13 protein-coding genes and 1 pseudogene are annotated in these 22,968 nt (G+C 71.6%); 3 read left to right on the top strand and 11 right to left on the bottom strand.

Features of this window, described 5'->3' with window-relative positions; all coding sequences use genetic code 11:
- Positions 1-12 precede the first annotated feature (12 nt).
- The 5 genes from ACFY3C_RS22845 to ACFY3C_RS22865 form a co-directional block, all read right to left on the bottom strand.
- On the bottom strand, positions 13-2,205 hold the full coding sequence (locus tag ACFY3C_RS22845) for a glycoside hydrolase N-terminal domain-containing protein (protein WP_390772037.1): 2,193 nt from the start codon (positions 2,203-2,205) through the stop codon (positions 13-15).
- Positions 2,202-4,172, bottom strand: a complete 1,971-nt coding sequence (locus tag ACFY3C_RS22850) for a beta-galactosidase (RefSeq protein WP_390772038.1) — start codon at positions 4,170-4,172, stop codon at positions 2,202-2,204. The genes ACFY3C_RS22845 and ACFY3C_RS22850 overlap by 4 nt, the downstream gene beginning before the upstream one ends.
- 70 nt (positions 4,173-4,242) lie before the next feature.
- Positions 4,243-5,187 carry a carbohydrate ABC transporter permease gene (locus tag ACFY3C_RS22855; RefSeq protein WP_390772039.1) on the bottom strand — a complete coding sequence of 315 codons (945 nt, stop codon included), beginning with the start codon at positions 5,185-5,187 and terminating at the stop codon, positions 4,243-4,245.
- Positions 5,184-6,197, bottom strand: a complete 1,014-nt coding sequence (locus ACFY3C_RS22860) for an ABC transporter permease (protein WP_390772040.1) — start codon at positions 6,195-6,197, stop codon at positions 5,184-5,186. Before ACFY3C_RS22860 ends, ACFY3C_RS22855 begins: the two co-directional genes overlap by 4 nt.
- On the bottom strand, positions 6,194-7,900 hold the full coding sequence (locus ACFY3C_RS22865; RefSeq protein ID WP_390772041.1) for an extracellular solute-binding protein: 1,707 nt from the start codon (positions 7,898-7,900) through the stop codon (positions 6,194-6,196). Before ACFY3C_RS22865 ends, ACFY3C_RS22860 begins: the two co-directional genes overlap by 4 nt.
- A 349-nt stretch (positions 7,901-8,249) precedes the next feature.
- Here ACFY3C_RS22865 and ACFY3C_RS22870 point away from each other — a divergent pair, with 349 nt between their 5' ends.
- Positions 8,250-11,084 carry a glycoside hydrolase family 3 C-terminal domain-containing protein gene (locus tag ACFY3C_RS22870; protein WP_390772042.1) on the top strand — a complete coding sequence of 945 codons (2,835 nt, stop codon included), beginning with the start codon at positions 8,250-8,252 and terminating at the stop codon, positions 11,082-11,084.
- Positions 11,085-11,166: 82 nt separating this feature from the next.
- Here the strand turns inward: ACFY3C_RS22870 and ACFY3C_RS22875 are convergent, their stop codons facing one another.
- The 6 genes from ACFY3C_RS22875 to ACFY3C_RS22900 all read right to left on the bottom strand — a co-directional run bounded on the left by ACFY3C_RS22875 (position 11,167) and on the right by ACFY3C_RS22900 (position 20,406).
- Entirely contained in the window at positions 11,167-12,249 is a 1,083-nt protein-coding gene (locus tag ACFY3C_RS22875) for a peptidoglycan-binding protein (RefSeq protein WP_390772043.1), read from the bottom strand.
- Positions 12,250-12,492: 243 nt separating this feature from the next.
- Complete coding sequence (locus ACFY3C_RS22880) at positions 12,493-13,101, bottom strand: AraC family transcriptional regulator (RefSeq protein WP_386576419.1); 609 nt, start codon at positions 13,099-13,101, stop codon at positions 12,493-12,495.
- Positions 13,102-13,259: 158 nt separating this feature from the next.
- Positions 13,260-14,633, bottom strand: a complete 1,374-nt coding sequence (locus ACFY3C_RS22885; protein ID WP_390772044.1) for a S8 family serine peptidase — start codon at positions 14,631-14,633, stop codon at positions 13,260-13,262.
- A 203-nt stretch (positions 14,634-14,836) separates the two neighbouring features.
- Entirely contained in the window at positions 14,837-16,282 is a 1,446-nt protein-coding gene (locus ACFY3C_RS22890) for an aldehyde dehydrogenase family protein (RefSeq protein ID WP_390772045.1), read from the bottom strand.
- Between the two features lie 255 nt (positions 16,283-16,537).
- Complete coding sequence (locus ACFY3C_RS22895; protein ID WP_390772046.1) at positions 16,538-18,139, bottom strand: PucR family transcriptional regulator; 1,602 nt, start codon at positions 18,137-18,139, stop codon at positions 16,538-16,540.
- A 140-nt stretch (positions 18,140-18,279) separates the two neighbouring features.
- Positions 18,280-20,406: an ATP-binding protein gene (locus ACFY3C_RS22900; RefSeq protein WP_390772047.1), complete on the bottom strand. Its 2,127-nt coding sequence runs from the start codon at positions 20,404-20,406 to the stop codon at positions 18,280-18,282.
- Between the two features lie 289 nt (positions 20,407-20,695).
- Between ACFY3C_RS22900 and gabT the strand changes: the two genes are divergently transcribed.
- Complete coding sequence (gene gabT, locus ACFY3C_RS22905; RefSeq protein ID WP_390772048.1) at positions 20,696-22,030, top strand: 4-aminobutyrate--2-oxoglutarate transaminase; 1,335 nt, start codon at positions 20,696-20,698, stop codon at positions 22,028-22,030.
- A 736-nt stretch (positions 22,031-22,766) separates the two neighbouring features.
- A pseudogene (locus tag ACFY3C_RS22910) lies at positions 22,767-22,964 on the top strand (phosphatase PAP2 family protein); the annotation flags it as partial.
- Positions 22,965-22,968: the final 4 nt, after the last annotated feature.

The raw sequence follows: 22,968 nt of genomic DNA on the forward strand, positions 1-22,968 counted from the left end.
GAGTTTCCTCGGTTACCGCGCCTCCAGGGTGAGGACGCGGTCTTCTCCGGCGACGAGGTCGAGCGGCTGCGCGCCGGAGGAAGTCCGCAGTTCGACGCGGTGGGTGCGGCCGGGCCGCACGACGGCTCGGGCACCGTCGGGGGTCCAGCCGATGTCGATCTCCGCGCCGAACCGGGTGCGCACGCCCCGCAGTTCGCCCCGGGGGCAGCCGTTCGGGACGGCCGGCAGCAGGACGAGCCGGTCCGGGGTGGACTGCACGAGCGTCTCGATCAGCACGGCGGGGAGGGTGTGCGCGGCGTCCGCGTTGTAGACGTCCCGGTTCGGGTAGTGGGCGCTCATCAGGGAGGCGTGGAAGAAGTCGCCCTCCAGGACCTGACGCAGGGCGTGCGCGACCCGGTCGGCGTCCCGCAGCCGGGCCGCGATCAGGGCGTGGTGGAGATGGCCGTGGGCCGAGTGGTTCTCCGCGCCGCGCAGTTCGAGGGCGCGGTGGGCGGCTGCGGCCAGGTCCGGGGTGTCGTAGGGGGTGATCTCGTCCAGGGGCCAGACGCCGTAGAGATGGCTGAGGTGGCGGTGGTCGTAGGTGTCGTCCAGACCGGGCCAGGCCCATTCGGCGAGGGCGCCGTCGGCGTTGATCCGCTGCGGGGGCAGACGGCCAGCCAACTCCCGCCATTTATCTGCCCGTTCAGGGTGGTAGCGGGCGGCGGTCAGCAGGGCGTGCCGGGCGGCGGAGAGGTCCATGGCCGCGTTGAGCACGCCCCAGCCGGCGTTCGCGGGCCGGTTCTCGGGCGAGTAGGACGGGACGACGACGAGGTGGCCGTCGGCGTCGGTGCGGGTGAGGAAGTCCTCGTAGAACGCGGCGATCTCGGCGAGGACGGCGGCCGTGCGCGGATCCTGCGCGCCGCGGGTCTCGTCGTGGTCGACCAGCGGTTTGAGCAACCAGTCGGCGCCGGCCGTCCACAGGTGCAGCGGGTACTCGCGGCTGAAGTGGTACGACAAGCCGGACTCTCCGTCGCTGTGGGCGGGCGCGACGACGCCCCGCGTGCCGAAGACCGAGCGGGCGTTGTCCTGCCAGTCCGGGAGCTGACGGTGGATCAATGAGGCATGCGCTTCGGTCACTTCGGGGAGGGCGGACGCCGCTGCGGAGGCGATCTGTAGGTTCAGGTTGGCGTCGTTGGTGAACGCCCCGGACCAGGCCGTGTTCCAGTCGCCGGTCCACAGGCCGGTCAGGCGCGGCGGGCACAGACCGCTGCTGGAGAGCAGGTGGTAGCGGCCGGCGGCGAAGAGCCGCTCCAGCAGGGCGGTGCTGTGCGGGTGCTTCAGCAGCTCCGAGCCGGGCAGGGCGCGATCGGCCGGGTCGCCGCCCAGGTCGAGGGTGACCCGCTGGTAGGCGCTGCGGTGGCGGTCCAGGTGGCGGCCGAGGAGAGCGTCGTACGTCCCCTCACGGCTCCCGAGGAGCGCGCGCAGCTCCCGGCCCTCGGCGACTACGTCCAGGTCGCCGGTGTGGCGGCGCACCCGGGTCAGCAGCAGCACCGAGCGGGCGCCGGTGACGCGGACGCCCGGCGGGACCAGTTCGGCGGTGCCGCCGAAAACGGCGGCCAGGGTCACGCCGGTGTAGGCGCGGTCGCTGTCCGGGTAGCGGGCGCGCAGGCTCAGCAGGGCGCCCTCGGGGGTGAGGAGCGCGCCGTGGCCGACGCCGAGGCCGGCCGGGGCGCCGGGGAGCCGGTGGTCCAGCGAGACGACCAGGTCGCCCGCCATGACCTCCTGCACGATCACGTCGTCGGCGCGGGAGACGAAGACGCGGCTGTTCCAGTCGGCGCAGGCGGCCGTGGCCTCGCCGGTGGTGAAGTCGAGGGCCCGGCGGTAACCGCGCACGCTGCCGGCGGGCCTGCTCACCCGTATCTGGAAGGCCGGGTGGAACGGCTGTACCCACTGGAGCGGGCGGCCGTCGGTGAAGCTCCCGGCCGCGGTGAGGTCTCCCGCGAGCAACCGGACCTGGAGGGCGGGAAGTTCGGCGGCGAGGCGGGGCGGCCGGGCGCGTTCGCCTCCGTTGGGGCGGACCAGGGTGTGCTGGGTGACGATGACCCGGTCATTGTTCGGATCACCGAACACAAGGGCGCCGTGGTGGCCGTTGCCGCTCAGGAAGGCGTCCTCCCAGCGGGCGGCGGGGGCCGGTTCCCAGGTGCCGTGGACGGGGACGTGGCTCATGACCGCAGCACCGCCACGCCGTAGCGGCCGAGGGTGACCTCGCCGGTGACGGTTGTGTCGCCGAGCAGCTCGTGGTGGGTGCCCGGGACCTCGACGGCGACCGGCTCACGCCCGTGGTTGAGCAGGAACAGCAGCTCGCCCCGGCGCACCGCCTCGACTCCCGCCGGGAGCCCGTCGAGCACCGGGCGCACGCCCGCCTCGGCCGCGATCCGGGCGAGCAGCGCGCGCAGTGCGTCCGGTTCGGGGAGCGTGGAGACGTACCAGGCGCGCCCCCTGCGCAGCACGGCGGGCAGTCCGTCCAGCTCGCCGCCCTTGTACGGCACCGTCTCGGCGGCACCGGGTTCCGGTTCGATCTCCTCCGACCACAGGGTGCCGCGGAAGCCGTCGCACTCCACCGTCTCCCCCGCCTCCAGCGGCCACCACTCGTGCAGCGTGCGGATGCCGAACAGCTCGCGCAGCCGGGCGTCCATCCCGCCGGGCCTGACCCGGTCTTCCTCGTCGGCGACGCCGGTGAGGAAGCCGGAGACCAGGGTGCCGCCGGCGCTGACGTAGGCGAGGAGGTTGGCGATCGTGGTGTCGGTGAGGAGGTAGAGCTGGGGGATCACGACGAGCCGGTAGCGGGACAGGTCGTGCTCCGGGTGGGCGAAGTCGGTGCCGAGGTGGGACTCCCACAGGGCTCGGTGCCAGGCGTGCAGCACGTCCGGCAACTCGACCTCGGTGGACAGCCGGCCCTCGTGGGCACCGGCCCACCAGGAGTGCCAGTCGTGCAGGATCGCGATCTCGGCGCCGCTGTGCCGCCCGGCCACCTGGGGTCCGATCCGGGCGAGTTCGGTGCCGAGCTGTCTGACCTCCTGATACGTACGGCCCTGCTCCCCCGCGTGGCTGACCATCCCGGAGTGGAACTTCTCGGCGCCCTGCCGGGACTGGCGCCACTGGAAGTAGCAGACGGCGTCGGCGCCCCGGGCGACGGCCTGGAAGGACCAGAGCCGGTTGAGACCGCGCGGCTTGGGGTGGTTCACACCACGCCAGTTGACGGGTCCGGCCGCCTGCTCCATGAGCATCCAGGGGCCGCGCGCCTGCGAGCGGGTGAGGTCGTGCACCAGGGCCCCGCGCTGGGCGCCGAGCGGGTCGCGCGGATCGGGATAGAGGTCGACGGAGACGACGTCCTCCTCCGCCGCCCAGCGCCAGGCGTCCTGCCCGCACCACAGCGGCATGAAGTTGCTGGTCACCGGGATGTGCGGGCTGTGCCGGCGGACGATGTCCCGCTCGGCGGTGAAGCACTCCAGCAGCATGTCGGAGGTGAAGCGGCGGAAGTCCAGCACCTGGCCCGGGTTGTGCAGGTAGTGCGCGTGACGCGGGGGCAGGATGCCGTCCCAGGTGTCGTACCCCTGGCTCCAGAAGGCCGTGCCCCAGGCGGAGTTGAGGGCGTCGAGGGTGCCGTACCTCTCCCGCAGCCAGCGGCGGAAGGCGGCGGCCGCCTCGTCGCCGTAGTCGAAGGTGCAGTACTCGTTGTTGATGTGCCACATCGTGAGGGCGGGGTGGGCGGCATAGCGGGCGGCCAGGTCCTCGGTGACGGCGGCGGCGTACCGGCGGTAGGTGGCGCTGGAGTGCGAGAAGTGCTGGCGCCCGCCCCACCACTCGATCCGCCCGTCGGCGTCCCGGGGCAGGGTGTCCGGGTGCAGCCGGCCGAGCCAGGGCGGCGGGGAGCAGGTCGGGGTGGCGAGGACGACGCCGATGCCGTTGTCGTGCATCAGGTCCATCAGCCGGTCCAGCCAGCCGAACTCCCTTCGCCCCGGCTCGGGTTCGAGCTTCGACCAGGAGAAGACGCCGAGGGTCACCGAGTTGACGCCGGCGTCCCGCATCAGTCGGACATCCTCCTGCCAGGTCTCCTCAGGCCACTGCTCCGGGTTGTAGTCGCCACCGAAGAGAACGCGGCCGCGGGTGGCGTCGGCAAGGGTCGGCTTCATGCGGGCTCCCCGTACCGGATGCCCGCCCAGGAACGGTGGAAGAGGATGCCGGTGACGAAGCCGGTACCGCTCACCCCTTCACCGCCCCCGTAAGCATCCCCTTCTTGAAGTGCCTCTGGACGAACGGCGACAGCACGGCCACCGGCAGCAGCGCCAGCACCATCACCGCCATCTGAACGGCCAGCGGCGACAGTTGACCGGTGTTGATCTGCGTGGCAAGACCCACCGGACGTTCCTGCTTCTGCACCAGCTGGATCATGACGTTCTGCAGCGGCATCATCTTCTGGTCGGTGAGATAGATCGACGCGTTGAACCAGGCACTCCAGTACCCGACCGCGTAGAACAGGGTGATGACCGCGAGCACCGCCCGGGAGAGCGGCAGCACGATCTGCCACAGGATCCGCCAGTCCCCCGCCCCGTCGATCCGCGCGCTGTCGATGAGTTCGGACGAGACGCCCATGAAGAACCCACGCAGCACCAGGATGTTGAAGACGCTCACGGCACTGGGCAGGATCAGCGCCAGGTAGGTGTCGGTGAGGCCGAGCGCCTGCACCAGCAGGTACGTCGGGATCAGGCCCGCGCCGAAGAACATCGTGGCCAGCAGGGTCAGCAGGATCCAGCGGTGTCCCAGTGAGCCCCGGCGCGAGAGGCCGTAGGCACACAGCACGGACACCGCCATGCTGAACAGCGTGCCCACCAGCGTCACCCCGAGGCTGACCAGGGCGGCCCGCTGCACCTGCCCGCCGCCGAGGAGTTCCCGGTAGGCGACGAAGGTGATGCCCTTCGGGATCACCACCAGGCCGCCCGTCTCGTCGATGACCTTCTTCGGGGACAGGCTGGTGACGATCACGATCCACAGCGGGAAGAGGATCGCGAAGCAGGCGATGCCGAGGACCAGCCCCTTCCCGGCCAGCCCGGCCTTCGCCGGCTCCTCCTCCCACGCCGGCCGCGGCGGCGCTGCCCATCTGCTCGGCTTCTCCCCCGCCACCGGCGCCCGGTCGACCACGGCACTCACTTCTCGTACACCCCCTGCTCGCCCATGAGGTGGGCCACCTTGTTCGCCACGAGGACGAGGGTCAGTCCGACGACGCCCTTGATCAGGCCGGCCGCCGCCGCATAGCTGAAGTCCTGGTTGCGGATGCCGTTCCACCACACGTAGGTGTCCAGCACCTCGGAGGCGTCCGGCCCCACCGCCTGCCGCTGGAGCAGGAACTGCTCGAAGCCGACGCTGAGGGCGTCGCCGACGCGCAGCACCAGCAGCAGGGCGATCACCGGGCGCAGGGCGGGCAGCGTGATGTGCCACATGCGGCGCCAGCGTCCCGCGCCGTCCATGGCGGCGGCCTCGTACAGGTCGGCGGAGACGGCGGCGAGGGCCGCGAGGAAGACGATGATGCCCCAGCCCGCGTCCTTCCAGACCATCTGGGCGGTCACCAGGTACTTGAAGACCGAGGGGTCGGTCATGATGTCGAACCCGGAGTGCCCGTGCTGCCGCAGGGTCTGCGCGATGACGCCGGCGCCGCCGAAGATCTGCTGGAAGACGGTGACGACCAGCACCCACGAGAAGAAGTGCGGCAGATACATGACCGCCTGGGCGACCGCGCGGACCCGGGGCCTGATCACGCTGTTGATGAGCAGCGCCAGCGCGATCGGGATCGGGAAGTACAGCACCAGCTGGAGGAAGAACAGGACGAACGTGTTCTGCACCGCGTGCCAGAACTCCGAGTCCTCAAAGACCCGCTGGAACTGGTCCAGGCCCACCCAGGGGCTCTGGAACATGGCGACGAAGCCGTTGTCGCTGAGGTAGGGGTCGTAGTCCTGGAAGGCGACCACGTTGCCGAGGATCGGGACGTAGTTGAAGACCAGGAGCAGGAGGAGGACCGGCAGCGTCATGAGGATGAGCGTGCGGTCGCGCCGGAACCTGATCCTCAGGCCGAGCCTGCCGCCGTGCCCCCGGCGTCCGGTGACGCGGGACGCCGGCGGTGCCGTGTTCGCCTCGGCCTTGCTGCGGGGAACCGTGCTGGTCACTTCGCCGAGCCGGTGTCGTCGAGCAGCTTGCGGTACCAGTTGCGCAGGTCGTCGCCGCCCTGCTTCTTCCAGTCGGACACCGCCTGCTGCACGTCGCCGACCTTCTTGCGGCCGCGCACGACGTCGTCCTCCAACTGCTCGAAGTTGTCGGCCAGGTTGGACCAGCGGCTGGGCTCGGTGATCGTGAAGCCGTAGAAGGAGGACTTCTTGGTGAAGGCGCCCATGCGCTGCTGCCACTCGACCATGCCGCGGGTGACCTCGGGGAAGTCGGGGTGGGCGACGAAGGGGGCCGGGTCGCCGGTGTAGTCGAAGGCGCCGACGACCTCGTTGACCCCCTGGGTGGTCTTGTTGGGCACCCCCTTCTTGAGGGTGAAGTCGGTGTTCTGCGCGCCGTAGTTGGTGAGCAGCCACTCCTTGGTGCCGTACGGGGAGGCGCAGAAGTTCGCGATCGCGAGGAAGTCCTTGATCTGCTGCTTGGAGGCCTTCTTGCTGATGAACGTGAAGATGTTCGAGGGCTGGACCGCCCACAGCAGCGGGTTGCCGCCGTCGTGGGTGAAGATGTCCATCGCGGCCATCTCGAAGTCGGCCTTCTGGGTGCGCTGTTCGGAGGTCTTGCCGTACCAGTCGGACAGGTCCTGGTTGTAGACGAGGAGCTTGCCGGCGGTGAACCGGTTGCTCGCCGGGTTGGCGGTCTTGCCGGCCTTGTCGTCGGGGTGCACGACGCCCGCGGCGAACAGCTTGCGCGCCCACTCCAGGGCTTCCAGGTACTCCTCGGTCTCGACCCGGTTGATCAGCTTGCCGTCCTTCAGGTTCCACCACAGCGCCTTGTCGCTTCCGTTGAGGACACCGAAGGCGTTGAACGCGGTCCACTTCATGTCGGAGCAGGCCCACACCCCGCCCTTGGCGTCGGTGGCCTCCTTCGCCCAGGCGAGGAACTCGTCGGTGCTCTTCGGGAGTTGCCAGCCCTTCTTGGCGAAGACGTCCTTGCGGTAGAAGGGGGCGATGTTGGTGACGTAGGAGCCGGGCATCGGGATCGCGCGGAGTTGGCCGCCGAAGATGGCGCGCTGCCAGGCGTCGGTGGGGACGGCCGCGAGGTTCGGGTAGTCCTTGACCTTGTCGCCGGACAGGTAGGGGCCGAGGTCGGCGAACTTGGCGTTGATGGCGCTGGGTATCTTGCCCATGAGGTTCCAGCCGGGGACGACCACGACGTCCGGGATGTCGCTGGAGGCGAGTACGGCGCCCAGCTTCTCGTCGTAGGTGTTGCCGTCCTGGTTCTGCCAGGTGACGTCGACGCCGATGGCCTCGTTCATGGCCTTGTAGTACGGGTTGCCGTTGTCCGGCGGGGTGCCCCACAGCGGGGCCATGATCTTCAGCTTGCCGCCGCTGCCGAGCTTCTTCTGGACCGAGGTCTTCAGCTGGTCCATGGCGACGGCCCGGGTGAAGCCGGCCGCCGAGCCGTTCTTCGCCGGGATGTCCGGGGCCACCACACTGGAGGCGACGTACGCCGGGAGGATCTTCTGTGCCGCCTTGCCCGAGGTGGTGCCCTCCTTGCGGCCCTCCTGATCGCCGCCGCAGGCGGTGAGCAGCGGCATCCCTCCGGTCACCGCCGCGGCGGCGACCGCGGTGGAGGCGAGGAAGCTTCTCCGGCTGGGGGAGCTTCTCCGGCTGGGCGCGGAGGATGCGGAGGCGGCGTTCGGCGTCATTGCGTCAACCCTTCATGGCGCACCAGGACACCCGGCGGTGGGCCGTCGGCTGCGGTGTCTCGAGTGGATCTGGCTGAGCTGAAGCGTTCGCTGTGCGGGGCGGCGAGTCGAAGCGCTTCGATGTTGCTGCGAGGTTAAGTGAACACCTGGGGGCGCACAAGGGTCGTCCCCAAGATTCCTCCGATGTGCCAGGCGGCTCGCAGAGCGTCCATCCCCCTTGACCTGTAGGTGAGATGTCCGGCCTGTTTCGGCACAGCGCCTTGACATCTGACGGGTCGCCGAATGAGCATCGAAGCGCTTCGAAAGCTTCACGCCGTTCCATCTCGTTCCATCGCAAGGGGAACCGCCCGTGACCGATCACCCGCCGACCACGCCGCCCTTCCGCGATCCGCAGCTGCCGATCGAAAAGCGCATCGACGACCTGCTGGCGCGGCTCACCCCGGACGAGAAGGTCTCCTTCCTGCACCAGTTCGCGCCCGCCGTCGAACGTCTGGGCATCGCCGCGTTCCGCACCGGCCAGGAGGCGCTGCACGGGGTGGCCTGGATGGGCCCGGCGACGGTGTTCCCGCAGGCCGTGGGCCTCGGCGCGACCTGGAACCCGGACCTCGTACGGCGGGTCGGAGAGGCGGTGTCCCGGGAGGTCCGGGCGATGCGCGCCCACGACGAGCGGGTCGGTCTCAACGTCTGGTCCCCGACGGTCAACCTGCTGCGCCACCCCCTGTGGGGCCGCAACGAGGAGGGCTACTCCGAGGACCCGAAGCTCACTTCGGCCATCGCCACGGCGTACACGCACGGTCTGCGCGGCGACCACCCGACGTACTGGCGCACCGCCCCCGTCCTCAAGCACTGGCTGGCCCACAACAACGAGACGGACCGGGCCACTTCGTCCGCGTCGGTCCGCCCGCGCGTGCTGCACGAGTACGACCTGCGCGCCTTCAGGGAGACGGTCGAGGCGGGCGCGGTGGCCGGGGTGATGCCCGCCTACAACCTGGTCAACGGCCGCCCCAACCACGTCTCCCCGTACCTGCGCGCCCAGCTGCGCGCCTGGACCGAGGAGGACCTGCTGGTCTGCTCGGACGCGGGCGCGCCCTCCAACCTGGTCGACGCCGAGCACTACTTCGACACCCACGAGGAGGCGACCGCGGCCGCCCTGCTGGCCGGCGTGGACAGCTTCACCGACCACGGCACGGACGCCACGCAGATCACCGCACGGGCCAGGGGCGCCCTCGCGCAGGGCCTGTTGACGGAGGCGGACATCGACACCGCGGTCCGCCGCCAGCTCTCGGTGCGTTTCCGCCTCGGCGAGTTCGACCCGCACTACGACCCCCACCGGGGCACCGGCGAATTCGACACCCCGGCCCACCGCGCCCTCGCCCAGGAGGCCGCCGAACAGGCCGTGGTCCTCCTGAAGAACGACGACGATCTGCTGCCCCTCGCACCGGACACCCGCATCGCCGTGGTCGGCCTGCTCGCCGACGAGTGCAAGCTCGACTGGTACAGCGGCAGCCTCCTGCACCGGTCCACCCCCCTGGAGGGCCTCTACGAGCGTTTCGGCGCGGAGCGGGTGGAGTTCGCGGAGGGCGTGGACCGCGTCCGCCTGCGCACCACCGCCGGTGCCTTCCTCCAGGTGCCGCCCACGGACGCCCCCGACGAGGCGCGCGGCTCCGCGGGCGCCCTCGACCCGGCCCTGCTGTCCGGCCGCACCGACCTGCCCCCGCTCACCACGGACGCCACCGGCACCGAGTTCGCGCTGGTCGACTGGGGCGAGGGCGTGCTGACTCTGCGCGCGCCCGACGGCCGCTATCTGTCCGTCGCCGAGGACGGCCGGGTCCGCGCCTCGGCGGACCAGCCCGGCGGCTGGGTGGTCCAGGAGACGTTCCACCTGGAACCGCACCAGAACGGTCACCTCCTCACGCATCTGGGCACGGGTCGCCATGTCTCAGTCGCCGCCGACGGCGTGAAGGTTGCCGAGACCGGTGACGTCTTCGAGGTGATCACGGTCGAGCGGGGTGAGGTGGCGGTGGCCCGGGCGGCCGAGCGGGCGGACGTGGTCCTCGTGATCGCGGGCAACGACCCGCACATCAACGGCCGCGAGACCGAGGACCGTACGACCCTGGGCCTCCCCGCCCACCAGCAGCGGCTGCTGCGCGCCGCACGCGCCGCGAACCCGCGCACGGCACTGGTCCTGACGTCGGCGTACCCCTACGCGGTGGAGACGTCCCGGCTGCCGGCCGTCGTCTGGACCGCACACGGCGGCCAGGCCGCGGGCACGGCCCTGGCGCGGGTGCTGGCCGGTGACGTCTCCCCCGCGGGCCGCCTCCCGCAGACCTGGTACGCGTCCGACGCCGACCTGCCGGACCTGCTCGACTACGACGTGATCGGCGGCCGGCAGACCTACCTCTACTTCGAGGGCACCCCGCTGTTCCCCTTCGGCCACGGCCTGTCGTACGCGTCCTTCGCCTACGCCGACCTGTCGGCCCAGGTGCAGGACGGCACGGTCCATGTCTCCTGCACGCTCACGAACACGGGCGACCGCACGGCCGACGAGGTCGCCCAGCTCTACACCCGGGCGGTGGACCCGTCCGTGACCCGGCCGCGCCGCGAGCTGCACGCCCACCGCCGGGTGACGCTCGCACCCGGCGAGCGGACGGAACTCCGCTTCGAAGTCCCGCTGTCCGCCTTCGAGTTCTGGGATGTGGCACGCGGCGGATGGCGCCTGGAAGGGGGCCCGTACGACCTTCTGCTCGGCGCGTCCAGCGAGGACGTCCGCCTGCGCGCGACCGTCGCCCTGGACGGCGAGCCCCCGGCACCCCGCTCGGTCGTCCGACGGGGCCTGGAGGCGGCGGACTTCGACGAGCAGTCCGGCATCGTGATCGTCGACCGTACGAGGGCGGCGGGCGACGCGGTGACCCCGGCGGAGGGCGGCACGGCCGAACTGGTCTACCGGGCCTGCGACTTCGGCGACGGCGTGAGCGAGGTGACGGCTCAACTGGCGGGCGAGGGCGTCCTGGAGCTGTCCCTGGACGGCGGCCCGCCGCTGGCCGCCCTGACCCTCTCCGTCCCCACCGCGGACGCCTACACCTACACCACCCTGGGCGCCGGAATCGTCACCGAGGGCGTGCACGACGTCCACCTCAGGCTGCGCGGCCCACTGCGGCTCGCGCAGGTCGGCTTCTCCGGTTGAGGGTCCGGAGAATCCCGACACCAGGAAGGGGCCCGGCACCGGAAGGCAGCGATGCCGGGCCCCTTCTCGCACGCCGCAGGACCTAGTGCGTCAACGCGCCCCAGGTCTGCGGGCCGACGACACCGTCGACCGTGAGGGCCAGGCGGCGCTGGAACTCGCGGACCCGACCGTCCGTGACGGGACCGAAGACCCCGTCGACCGCGAGCCGGTGGAGGTCCGGCACATGGCCGTTCAGCAGCCGCTGGAGCTTGCGGACCGCCGGACCGTGGGAGCCGCTCTTCAGCACGGGCGTCCCGGCCGCGGCCTCCTGCGCCTGTTCGCCGCCGGTGAGCATGCCCCAGGTCTGCGGGCCCACGACACCGTCGACGACGACCTCGACCCGGCGCTGGTACTCACGAACCCTGCCGTCCGTGACGGGACCGAACACCCCGTCGACCGCGAGGGAAGGCAGGTCGGGCACATGGGCGTTGAGCAGCCGCTGGAGCTTCTCCACCGCCGGGCCCCGGGCGCCCGTGCTCAGTGTGGGCGTGCCGATCGCGTCGCCGGACGGGGCGACGGCCACGGGCTGGACGTCCAGGTACAGCCCGTACACCCCGGGATCCCCCGCGGCGTCCGTGCCGCTGAGGACGATCACGTCGGTGAACTGCAGCGTGCGCGGGTCGTCGGGCCGCTGGAGGGTCTTGCGCCGGGTGTCGGCGTCCAGCAGCCGGTCCTTGGGCAGGAAGGCGGCCGACGGGTTGTACACGTCGTTGCCGATTCCCAGGATGTCGTCGGCGACGACGTCGACCAGGGCGCCGGACAGGAGATCGATCAGCGGCTCGGCCGCGGCGCCGGCGCCGTCGGTGAAGGCGGCGAGCGCCGTGGTCGCCGCCTCGGCGACCGCGTCCGAGACGACCTGCTTCTCCTTCTCCACGTCACCGGAGTCGTATTCGACCAGGGTGGCGGAGACACTGATGTCCTGGGCGGGCCCGGAGTACAACAGGCGCTGCGCGCTGAAGATGCGCTCGTTCGGCGGCCCGAACTCCAGCGTCCCGCTGTCCGGGAACTTCACCACCGGTTGCGGATCCATTCCGGTGATCAGCTGGATCGTGCCGTAGATCTCGTCTTCCTTCTCCTGCCGGATACGGCACTCCAGCCCTGTCCACACGACTCTCACGTCGGTCATGGCTATCGGATCCCTGAACTCAGGGCCGGCGGCGCGGCTTCACCCCGGCGGGCCGTGACTGGCCGGCCTGCGGAACGCCCCTCACTCAAATGTAAGCGCTGCGGCACCCCGTGTCCTGCGCAGTGCGCCGCCTCGGGGTACACCGGCCCGCCGTGCCCAAACCGGTGTGGCCGCAAGGTGGTTGGGGGTGGGTGGGTGTCCGGTCTCAGCTGTACGGCTCGACGAGGAAGGTGACGACCGACGTCAGCGCAGTGCGGCCTCGCCCGTCCGGACGGCGCGCAGGGCGCGCTCGACGGTCGCCCGGTTCTCGCCAACGGGCGCCACGTAGTCGATGACGTCGCGGGCCGCGTCCTCGCCGAGCGTTCGGGTGATCACCCACGTGGCGAGATACTGCGACGCCAGGCAGCCGCCCGCCGTGGCGATGTTCCCCTCGGCGTGGAACGGCTCGTCCAGCACGGTGACGTCGCAGGCCTCGACGAAGGGGCGGCTCCTGCGGTCCGTGCAGGCGGGCATGCCGTCCAGCAGGCCGAGCCGGGCGAGCACCAGCGCGCCGGAGCACTGCGCGCCGATCAGCTGTCGCGCGGGGTCGAGCGGCAGCCGGGAGATCAGCCGGTCGTCGGCGACCACGTCCCGCGTCTTCACGCCGCTGCCGATCAGCACGACGCCGGCTTCGGTGACGAATTCCATCGGGCGCTGTCCGGTCACCTCGACGCCGTTCATGGACGTCACCACCGGCGTCGGTGTCGTGATGAAGGCTTCGAGGCCGTCCTTGCGGCACCGGTTGATCAGCGCGGAGGCGATGAAGCTGTCGAGCTCGTTGAATCCGTCAAAGGTGACCACGGCTACCTGCATGGCGTCTCCTCGCAGTACGGCACGGGAGGCGCAGTCTCTCAGGCGCGCCGGATCCGGGTCGCGGGCCAATCGGCGACCTGTGGCCCGCGGACAGACGAACGGCCCGGGTGGTGAACCCGGGCCGTCGGCAGGGCAGCACAAGCCCCGTCGCAGGTGCGTCAGCTGTGGTGGCTCGCCTCGGCGAGGGCGGTCACGAAGCGGAGGGCGTCCACGGTGCCCACGCCGGTGGCCATGTCGTAGCCCTTGACGGCCTTGTAGCCGGTGACACCCTCGTAGCTGTTGTCGGTGCCGTCGTTGACGTCGACCACGCCGGTGTTCCTGAGCTTGGCCAGCTTGTACAGCGCCGCGTTGATGTTGCCGAGCCGGTGGCCCGCCGCCTGGTCGGCGAGGGCGACGATGCCCGAGAAGAGCGGGCTGGCCTCGCTGGTGCCGCCGGTGACGTCCCAGCCGGTGGCGGTCGGGTCGTAGCTGGAGTAGATCCAGGCGCCGCCGTTGACCGCGGCGGCCATCGACACGTCCGGCGTGCCGCGGCGGGTGCCGACGATGCTCTTCACGCCGTCCTGGAAGCCCGGGCGGGAGAAGACGTGCGACTGGCCGCCGCCGCCCGCGCCGTAGTCGTTGTAGACGCTGTCCGGCTTGACGCGCTCACCCTTGTCGTTCAGGTGGAGCTGGGTGCCGCCGATGGAGGTGACCAACGGGTCCGAGGACGGCCAGGAGTTGACCCGCTTGTCGTAGTAGTGCTTGCCGTCCGCCTTCATGTCGGTGGCACCGCCGTCGCCGGAGGAGGCGAGGACGGTCACGTGCTTCCGGTTCGCGGCCTGGAAGGCGTAGCGCAGCTTCTTGATGCTGGAGAAGTCGCCCCGGTCGAAGCCGGGGAACGTGTTCTCCGTGGCGCCGAAGCTCTGGGTGACGACGTCGCCGACACCCTGGTCGATCAGGTGCTTCTCGGCGGACATCATCTCCGGGAGACCGGTGGTGCCCTCGGTCTCGGAGACGGCCGTCTCCACCAGGACGATCTTGGCGCCGGGCGCCACGGCGTGAGCCATCTCGACGTCCAGGGTGGTCTCGCCGGCCCACCCGGTCATCTCGGAGTTCTTGGGGTCGAAGGCGGGCACGTGACCCCACTTGACGACCTTGACCTTGGTGCTGGGCAGGCCGAACTGCCTGCTGTAGACGTCCAGGTCGTGCTGGACCGTCGGAGAGCCGAACGAGTCCACGATGACGATGGTGCGCCCCTTGCCCGTGATGCCCTTGCGGTACAGCGGGTTGAGGTTGTACGCGGTGCGGTACTGCAGCGGGTTGTAGCAGTTGATGTGCCACTTGGCCTGGCACTGCGCGCTCGGGAGCGGGCTGGCCACGCCATGGACCAGGGTGTGCCCTGCGATGGCCGGAACCGCCTTGGTGTGCGGTACGGCGGCGGGCGCGGCGGTGGTGACGCCGGCCTGCGAGGTGGTCGCCAGCGCGGCGGCGACGAGGGCAGCGGTGGCGGCCGCGGAAGTCGCGACGCCGCGCCCGGTACGGGCTATGTGCATGAATTCCCCTGAGTGGTCCGTGAGTCGGACGAAGTGGTCGACTCGCATCCCATCGAGTGGGTCATGCACAGAACAAGACTATTGAACGGACGATGCCGAATCCTTTACCCGGCAATAGGAACGGCGATAGGAACGCCAAAAGGAACGGCCGCAGCCCCCGCACAGTGGGCTGCGGCCGTTCCGTCCGACCTGTCCGTGGCAGGTCAGAGCGCGAGACCGGTGAGAACCAGAACGCGCTCGTATGTGTAGTCCTCCATCGCGAACTTCACGCCCTCGCGACCCACACCGGACTGCTTGGCACCGCCGTACGGCATCTGGTCGGCGCGGTAGGACGGGACGTCGCCGATGACCACGCCGCCGACCTCCAGCGCACGGTGGGCGCGGAAGGCGACCTGGAGGTCACGGGTGAACACGCCCGCCTGGAGGCCGTACTTGGAGGAGTTGACGGCGGCGAAGGCCTCGGCCTCGCCGTCCACCTTCTGCACGGTGAGGACCGGCCCGAAGACCTCCTCGCACGCGATCGTGGTGTCCGCCGGTACGTCGGTGAGGACGGTCGGCGCGTACGCGGCGCCGTCGCGGTCGCCGCCCGTGAGGAGGGTGGCGCCGGCCTCGACGGCCTCCTTCACCCAGGACTCCACGCGCTTGGCCGCGTCCTCGCTGACCAGCGGGCCGACGTCGGTCTTGGCATCGGTCGGGTCACCGGTGACCTGGGCCTCGACGGCGGCGACGATGCGCGGCAGCAGCCGGTCGTAGACGGAGGCGTCCGCGATCACGCGCTGCACGGAGATGCAGGACTGGCCGCCCTGGTAGTTCGAGAAGGTCGCGATGCGGGTGGCGGCCCAGTCGAGGTCGGCGTCGCTCGCGTAGTCGCCGAGGACGACGGCCGCGGCGTTGCCGCCCAGCTCCAGCGTGAGGTGCTTGCGCGGCACCGAGTCCATGATCGCGTAGCCGACCTTGTCGGAGCCGGTGAAGGAGATGACCGGGAGGCGCTCGTCCTGGACGAGGGCGGGCATCTTGTCGTTGGCGACCGGGAGGACCGACCAGGAGCCGGCGGGCAGGTCGGTCTCGGCGAGCAGCTCACCGAGGATCAGGCCGGACAGGGGCGTGGCCGGAGCCGGCTTCAGGATGATCGGCGCGCCGACGGCGATGGCCGGGGCGACCTTGTGGGCGCACAGGTTCAGCGGGAAGTTGAACGGCGCGATGCCGAGGACGACGCCCTTCGGGAAGCGGCGGGTGAGGCCGAGGCGACCCTGGCCGCCGGCGTCGGTGTCCAGCCGCTGGGCCTCGCCGCCGTTGAACCGCCGGGCCTCCTCGGCCGCGAAGCGGAACACGGACACGGCGCGGCCGACCTCGCCGCGGGCCCACTTGATCGGCTTGCCGTTCTCGGCGGAGATCAGCTGGGCGATCTCCTCGGTGCGCTCGACCAGGCGCTTGCTGACGTGGTCGAGGGCGGCGGCGCGGACGTGCGCCGGGGTGGCGGCGAACTCGTCCCGCACGGCGTACGCGGCGGCCACGGCCTCCTCGACCTGGGCGTCGGTCGGCACGCTGACCGTGCCGACGAGACGGCCGTCCCACGGGGAGGTGACGTCGAAGGTGTCCTCGCCGGTGACCTGGCGGCCGGCGAGCCAGAAGGCGTGGGTGGCCCCCACATTCATTTCCTGGGGCATATGAGTTCCCGGCCCTTCCGCGATGGGGGTGTGCGTGTTCTTTCGTGCTCCACGGTAGGGCGGAGGCGGGCGGGGGTCGCTTGTCCGAGTCGTACTGGTGGGTGGTGGGGATACTCCGGTTTGGCGTGGTGGGGGCTGGAGGGGCTGTGTTTGCTTCGCCTCTCAGCCCACCGAGTCGGGTGGTCGGTGGGCATGGGCCGGGGGTCCAGGGGACGGAGCTCCCTGGTGCGACTACGGCTACTCCGGTGACGTCGCCTTCAGGGCGAGCCACAGCTCCATCCGGACGTCGGGGTCGTCCAGAGAGCGGCCCAGGATCTCCTCGACCCTCCGCATCCGGTACCGCAACGTATGCCGGTGCACCCCGAGATCCGCCGCCGCCGCGTCCCACTGACCGTGCCGGGACAGCCACGCCCGCAGCGAGGCGACCAGATCCCCCCGCCCCGTCGCATCGTGCTCGTGCAGCGCCCGCAGCAACCCGTCCGCGAACGCCTTGACCGCATCGTCCGCCAGCAACGGCAGCACGGACCCCGTAGCCAGCTGCTCATGCTCCACCAGCACCCGCCCCCGCCGCCGCGCGACGGACAGCGCCTGCTCGGCCTGCTTGTAGGCGGCCGCCGCGGCGATCGGTCCGACCGGGGCCGACAGGCCGACGACCAGCTCCGCCTCGTCCCCGGCCGCCTGCTCGGGCACGGCCCGCCCCGCCTCCAGCGCCGCCGCGTACGCCGCGCACGCGGCCACCGCCGCACCCCCGTCCGCGGCCAGCACCACCAGCCGCTCCCCCTCGGGCACGACCAGCACGGCCTCCCCGGCGCGCGCGGCCGCCGACTCCACGGCCTCCACGATCTCGCCCAGCGCGTCGGCGTCCGCCTCCGTGTGCGCCCGCACGGCCGTGCCGGACGCCGACTCGGCGACGATCATCCGGAAGGGCGCGTCAAGGAGCCCGCCGTACAGGTCACCGGCGACGGCCCGGGCATGGTCCGGCTCCCCGGCCAGCAGCATCCGCAGTACGGCCGCGCCGACCCGCTGCTCGGCCGCGTGCAGCGAGCGGGACCGTTCGGTGGTGAGGGTGAGCAGCGCGATCGCGGAGTGGACGGCGTACCGCTCGGCGGTGCCGAGGGCGGCGGCCGTACCCACGGCGAGCGCGGCGCGCGGGCGCCGGCCCGTGCCCAGGGAGTGCAGCTCCACCCGGTCCTCGTTGTCGGGACCGCCGACCACCGAGGAGGCCGGGGCGGACCGCTCCCGCAGCCGTTCGACGTCCGCGGTGAGCCGGCCGGCCCGGCGGCCCGCCCACTCGGGTGCGGTGGCGACGACGGCGCCCGAGGCGTCGTACAGCGCCGCCCACCCGTCGACCTGTGTGGCGAGCGCGCCGAGCAGCCCCTCGGGGCCGGCGTTCAGCGCCTGCTTGGTCAGCTCCCGCTGGGCGGCGAAGCCCGCCGTGACGGCCCGGTACTGGTCGGCGGCGATCGCGGCGGAGACTGCCTTGCTGATGGCGAGGAAGGGGGTGCGGCGGGGCACCTCCAGCAGCGGCAGCCCCTCCTCCTCGGCGGCGTCGACGAGGGCCTTGGGGATCTCGTCGTAGTTCACCCCGACCGCGAAACCGAGCCCTACGACGCCCGCGCCGACCAGCCGCTTCACATACCGCCGCATCGCCTCCGGATCCTCCGCGTCCAGCTTGAGCGCGGTGATCAGCAGCAGCTCGCCGCCCTCCATGTAGGGCACGGGGTCGGCCAGCTCGCTCACATGCGCCCAGCGGACGGGCACGTCGAGCCGGTCCTCGCCCGCGCGCACGGTCAGCTTGAGTGCGGAGTGGTGGACGAGCGAGGCGAGGGTCGGGGGCATGAGGCCTTCAGGGAGGGGAGAACCGGGACAGCGGGTGGGGAGATCCGGTGATCACTGTGATCAATTGGCCGCCGCGTATGAACAGCCTATGCCGATTCTGCCGTACCGTACGGTCCCCGGGTGCCGCCTTTCCTCTTCCCTCAGCCCCGCAGATCCACCAGCAACGGCGGAGCGTGCTCTCCCTGCACGGTGGTCAGCGACAGCACCGCATGCCCCGGCGGCACCCCGTGCGCCAGCTCGGAGGCCGACCAGCGCTCGCGCTCCACCTGGCGGACGGTGACGGCCCGGGCGGTGGGTGCCTGCCCGGTGATGACCCGGCGCAGCATGTGCACGGCCTTGCCGGCCGGGGTCTCGGCGATGATCTGCCGGTCGGTGACGTCCCGGGTCTCGGTCCACTCCTTGCCCCACACCTCGGCGAAGTCCTGACCGTCCCAGGGGGTGAGCCCGGACAGCGCCATCCGGCAGCCGGTGGCGCCGAGCAGCGGTCCGCGCAGCGGCCGCGGTACGTCGTCCAGGGTGCGCAGCGTCAGCACGGTGCCCGCGTGGGCGGAGCGCAGCCGCTGGATGCCGCGCACGGACTCCGGGGTGATCACGCCGGAGGCGTCGTCGAGCAGCAGGCAGGCGAAGAGCGAGCGATCCTCCCGTACCGTCACGCTCGCCGTGAACTGGGCGAGGACCAGCCGGGCGAGGATCCGGGAGGCGTCGGCGTGCCCGCGCTGGGGCAGGTCGATGCGGACCCGGACCGGGTGGTCGAGGGCCGTGAGGGAGAACGGCCGGGACTGCCCGGAGGTGTCGAAGAAGGCGGCGAAGGCGGGCCGGTCGAGCAGCGCGATCCGGTCGGCGAGCACCGCGCCGACATCACCCGGGTGGGCCATCTGCCGCTCCCGCGCGTCCAGTTCCCTGAGCAGCGACTCCTGCCCGGTGTCGGTCAGCGCCTTGCGCAGTGCGGCGAGCGGGCCGGGCGTGCCGTCGAGGAGCTGGCGCAGCTCGGGGACCGAGGGGAAGCGGTCGTGGACGGCGCGGAAGGGGCCGAGCAGCTGGGCGAGGACGGTGGTGGAGCGGCGGCTGTCGCCTCCGGGGTGCGGGTCGGCGAGGTCCCCGACGAGGGCCTCGGCGAGTATGGCGGCGGCCTCGTCCGGGTCGGTGGTGCCGCCGTACAGGTCGAGGTCGTAGACGGATTCGGGGTGCCCGATCCGTACGACGACGTCGTACGCCTCGGCCGGGCCGAGCCCCGCGCCCGCCGCGCCGACGGCCACGACGGCGGCCCGTCCGGCGAGGGCGTGCAGGCACAGCGACTCGGCGAGCGGTCGGATGACCGCGCCGGTCTTGCCGGAGCCGGCCGGGCCGACGGCGAGCAACGAGGTGCCGAGCAGCTCGGGGCCGAGGGCGAGTCCGGAGCCGCGGTAGTGGTACGGGTTGCGGGGGTCGTCGGCGGTGGTGCCGAGCCGTACCTGCCCGGTGAGCAGGTCGTGCCGGGCCTGGCGGGCGGGCAGGTCGCGCTCGCCGGAGGGGTGCAGACAGGCGGCCGAGCCGTCCTTGAGCACGGCGCCCGTGAAGGAGGCGAGCGTGTGCGTGCCGGACCGTACGCCCTGCCAGGCCCGGCTGATCCGGGCGTGGTCGACGTCCCGCATGAGCCCGGCCTTCGCCTCGGCGGCCAGCCGCTCGGCGGCCTCATGGGCTCCGGCGTGCCGCAGCTGGGGCCATTCGGCGGGGTCCTGCTCGGGGGCGGGCGCGGGCTCGGCGGCGGGTACGGCCTCCCGCCAGGCGGGCGGGCCGAAGCGGCGCCAGACCTCGCCCCAGCGGCCGAGGCGGCCGACGACGAGCATGATGCCCACGGCGATGAGGGTGTAGTACGAGTACCAGAGGAGCGCGTTGCCGACCTGGTCGTTGCTCTGGCGCCAGGAGTCCGGGGTGAACAGTTCCAGGGGCAGCACCCACCAGCCCCCGAGGTAGCCGTTCCACAGCAGGGACCACACCAGCCAGCCCACGAGGAAGGCGATCAGTGCGCCGCTCAGCAGCTGCCGGGTCGGGATCCGCTCGGGCTCCTGTTCGGGCCGGGGCCGGTACCCGAACCGCCACACGCCCGGCGCCGCCTCCGGCCGGGACGCCCGCAGCCAGGCCAGGAAGGCCGAGCCGTCCGGCCTGGGCGGAACCCCGGGTGGCCCCGCGGGCATGGGCGGCACGGCGGAACCCTCCCGGGGCACCGCCGGGCGCGGCACAGGATTCGCATGCGTACCACGCGCGTCCCGCGTCCCGTCGCTCTCCATCGCCCTTGCCCCCTGACCAGCCGTTCCGTCCACCATCAGCGAGCCAATCTAACGCCCCGACAAAGGGAGTTCACCGTTTACGCGGCCGAGAGGACGCACCGATCGGGCGCGCCCCTCCCCCAGTGCTATGTCCACGACGGACAACCAATCTTCCCGACAACGCCCACATGGAGCATGCCCACCCTCCACTTCCGGCCCTAGCCTGCGAAGAAAGAGACAAGCGTCCGAAAAACGCACCGTCCGGTACCGCCCGGGAACACCCGGTACGCAAGATCATCAGGGAGCCCTCATGACCGCACTTCCGCAGGAGCGCCGCGTCGTCACCGCCATCCCCGGCCCGAAGTCGCAGGAGCTGCAGGCCCGCCGCCTCGCCGCGGTCGCGCAGGGCGTGGGCTCCGTGCTGCCCGTGTTCACGACGCGCGTGGACGGCGGCATCATCGAGGACGTCGACGGCAACCGTCTGATCGACTTCGGTTCCGGCATCGCCGTGACCTCGGTCGGCGGCTCCGCCGAGGCCGTCGTACGCCGCGCGAGCGCCCAGCTGGCCGACTTCACCCACACCTGTTTCATGGTCACGCCGTACGAGGGCTACGTGGCCGTCGCCGAGGCGCTGGCCGAGCTCACGCCGGGTGACCACGCCAAGAAGTCCGCGCTGTTCAACTCGGGCGCCGAGGCCGTCGAGAACGCCGTCAAGATCGCCCGCGCGTACACCAAGCGCCAGGCCGTCGTCGTCTTCGACCACGGCTACCACGGCCGTACCAACCTGACGATGGCGCTGACGGCCAAGAACATGCCGTACAAGCACGGCTTCGGCCCGTTCGCGCCCGAGGTCTACCGCGTCCCCGTCGCGTACGGCTACCGCTGGCTGACCGGCCCGGAGAACTGTGGCCCGGAGGCCGCGAAGCAGGCCATCGACCAGATCACCAAGCAGATCGGCGCCGACAACGTGGCCGCGATCATCATCGAGCCGGTGCTCGGTGAGGGCGGCTTCATCGAGCCGGCCAAGGGCTTCCTGCCCGCGATCAGCCAGTTCGCCAACGACAACGGCATCGTCTTCGTCGCGGACGAGATCCAGTCCGGCTTCTGCCGCACCGGCCAGTGGTTCGCCTGCGAGGACGAGGGCATCGTCCCGGACCTGATCACCACCGCCAAGGGCATCGCCGGCGGTCTGCCGCTGGCCGCCGTCACCGGCCGCGCCGAGATCATGGACGCCGCGCACGCGGGTGGCCTCGGTGGCACCTACGGCGGCAACCCGGTGGCCTGCGCCGGTGCGCTCGGCGCCATCGAGACGATGAAGGAGCTGGACCTCAACGCCAAGGCGAAGAACATCGAGGCGATCATGAAGGCGCGCCTCACCGCCATGGCCGAGAAGTTCGACATCATCGGCGACGTCCGTGGCCGTGGCGCCATGATCGCCATCGAGCTGGTCAAGGACCGCGCCACCAAGGAGCCGAACCCGGAGGCGACCGCCGCCCTCGCCAAGGCCTGCCACCAGGAGGGCCTGCTGGTCCTCACCTGTGGCACCTACGGCAACGTGCTGCGCTTCCTGCCCCCGCTGGTGATCGGCGAGGACCTCCTGAACGAGGGTCTCGACATCATCGAGCAGGCGTTCGCGCGCATCTGAGCGGCTTGTTCGCACCTCTGAAGGGCGCCTACGGCAGGCCGTGTGAAGAAGGTGTGCGGGGTGGATGGCGGGACGCGATTCCGTCTGCCCAAGCGCCTCGGGCTGCCGTAGGTTCTACCCAGATGAGAGATACACCCCGCCCACAGGGGACTGTGGGCGATCTCAGGCCGAGGCCTCCCCAGCTTCGACCTGGTCGTGCCCTCGCGCACACAACCGGGGCCTGACGGCTCCGGGATCTCCTCACCGATCGGACGGTCGCCGCCCCAAACCCCCCGGGGCGCGCGACGTCCCGATCCGGACGGCCGCTTCGGAACCACCCCCCCTGTTCCGGAGCGGCCGACCTCCTTCCTCCCCCGCCGGGTCTGCGAAGCTGGGCCGCGTGTCGACGTCACCGGATCCGCGCCCGAAGTACGCGCTCCTGGCCCTGCCCACGCTCCTGCTCGCCCTGATCGTCTGGCAGGTCGTCGCCCACGGCCCGCTCCTGCGCCTCGACGCGCGGTTGAGCCGGCAGCTCGTCCACCCGGACCGGTTCTCCGAACTCCTCTCCGATCTCGGCGACATCCAGGTCGCCGTCCCGGTTCTCGTCCTCGCCCTGGCGTACTCCGCCTGGCGCGGCCGCGCGACGGGTGCGGACCGCTGGTGGCTGCCGCCCGCCGCGACGGCCGTACTGATGGCGCTGGTCCCGGCGTTCGTCGTCCCGCTGAAGGACTGGACCGCCCGGCCGGGGACCCCGCTGATGCCCCCGGGGGTCGGCTACTTCCCCTCCGGTCATACGGCGACCGCGGCGATCGGGTACGGTTCCGCGACCCTGCTCCTGCTCCCCTGGCTGGGCTCGCCCGCCGCCCGCCGGGCGCTCGTCGGCGTCTGCGCGGCCCTCGTGCTCGGCGTCTCCTACGGCCTGGTCCGCCGGGGCTGGCACTGGCCGCTGGACGTGGTGG

This window comes from Streptomyces sp. NPDC001410 (genome assembly GCF_042895235.1).
Taxonomy (GTDB): Bacteria; Actinomycetota; Actinomycetes; order Streptomycetales; family Streptomycetaceae; genus Streptomyces.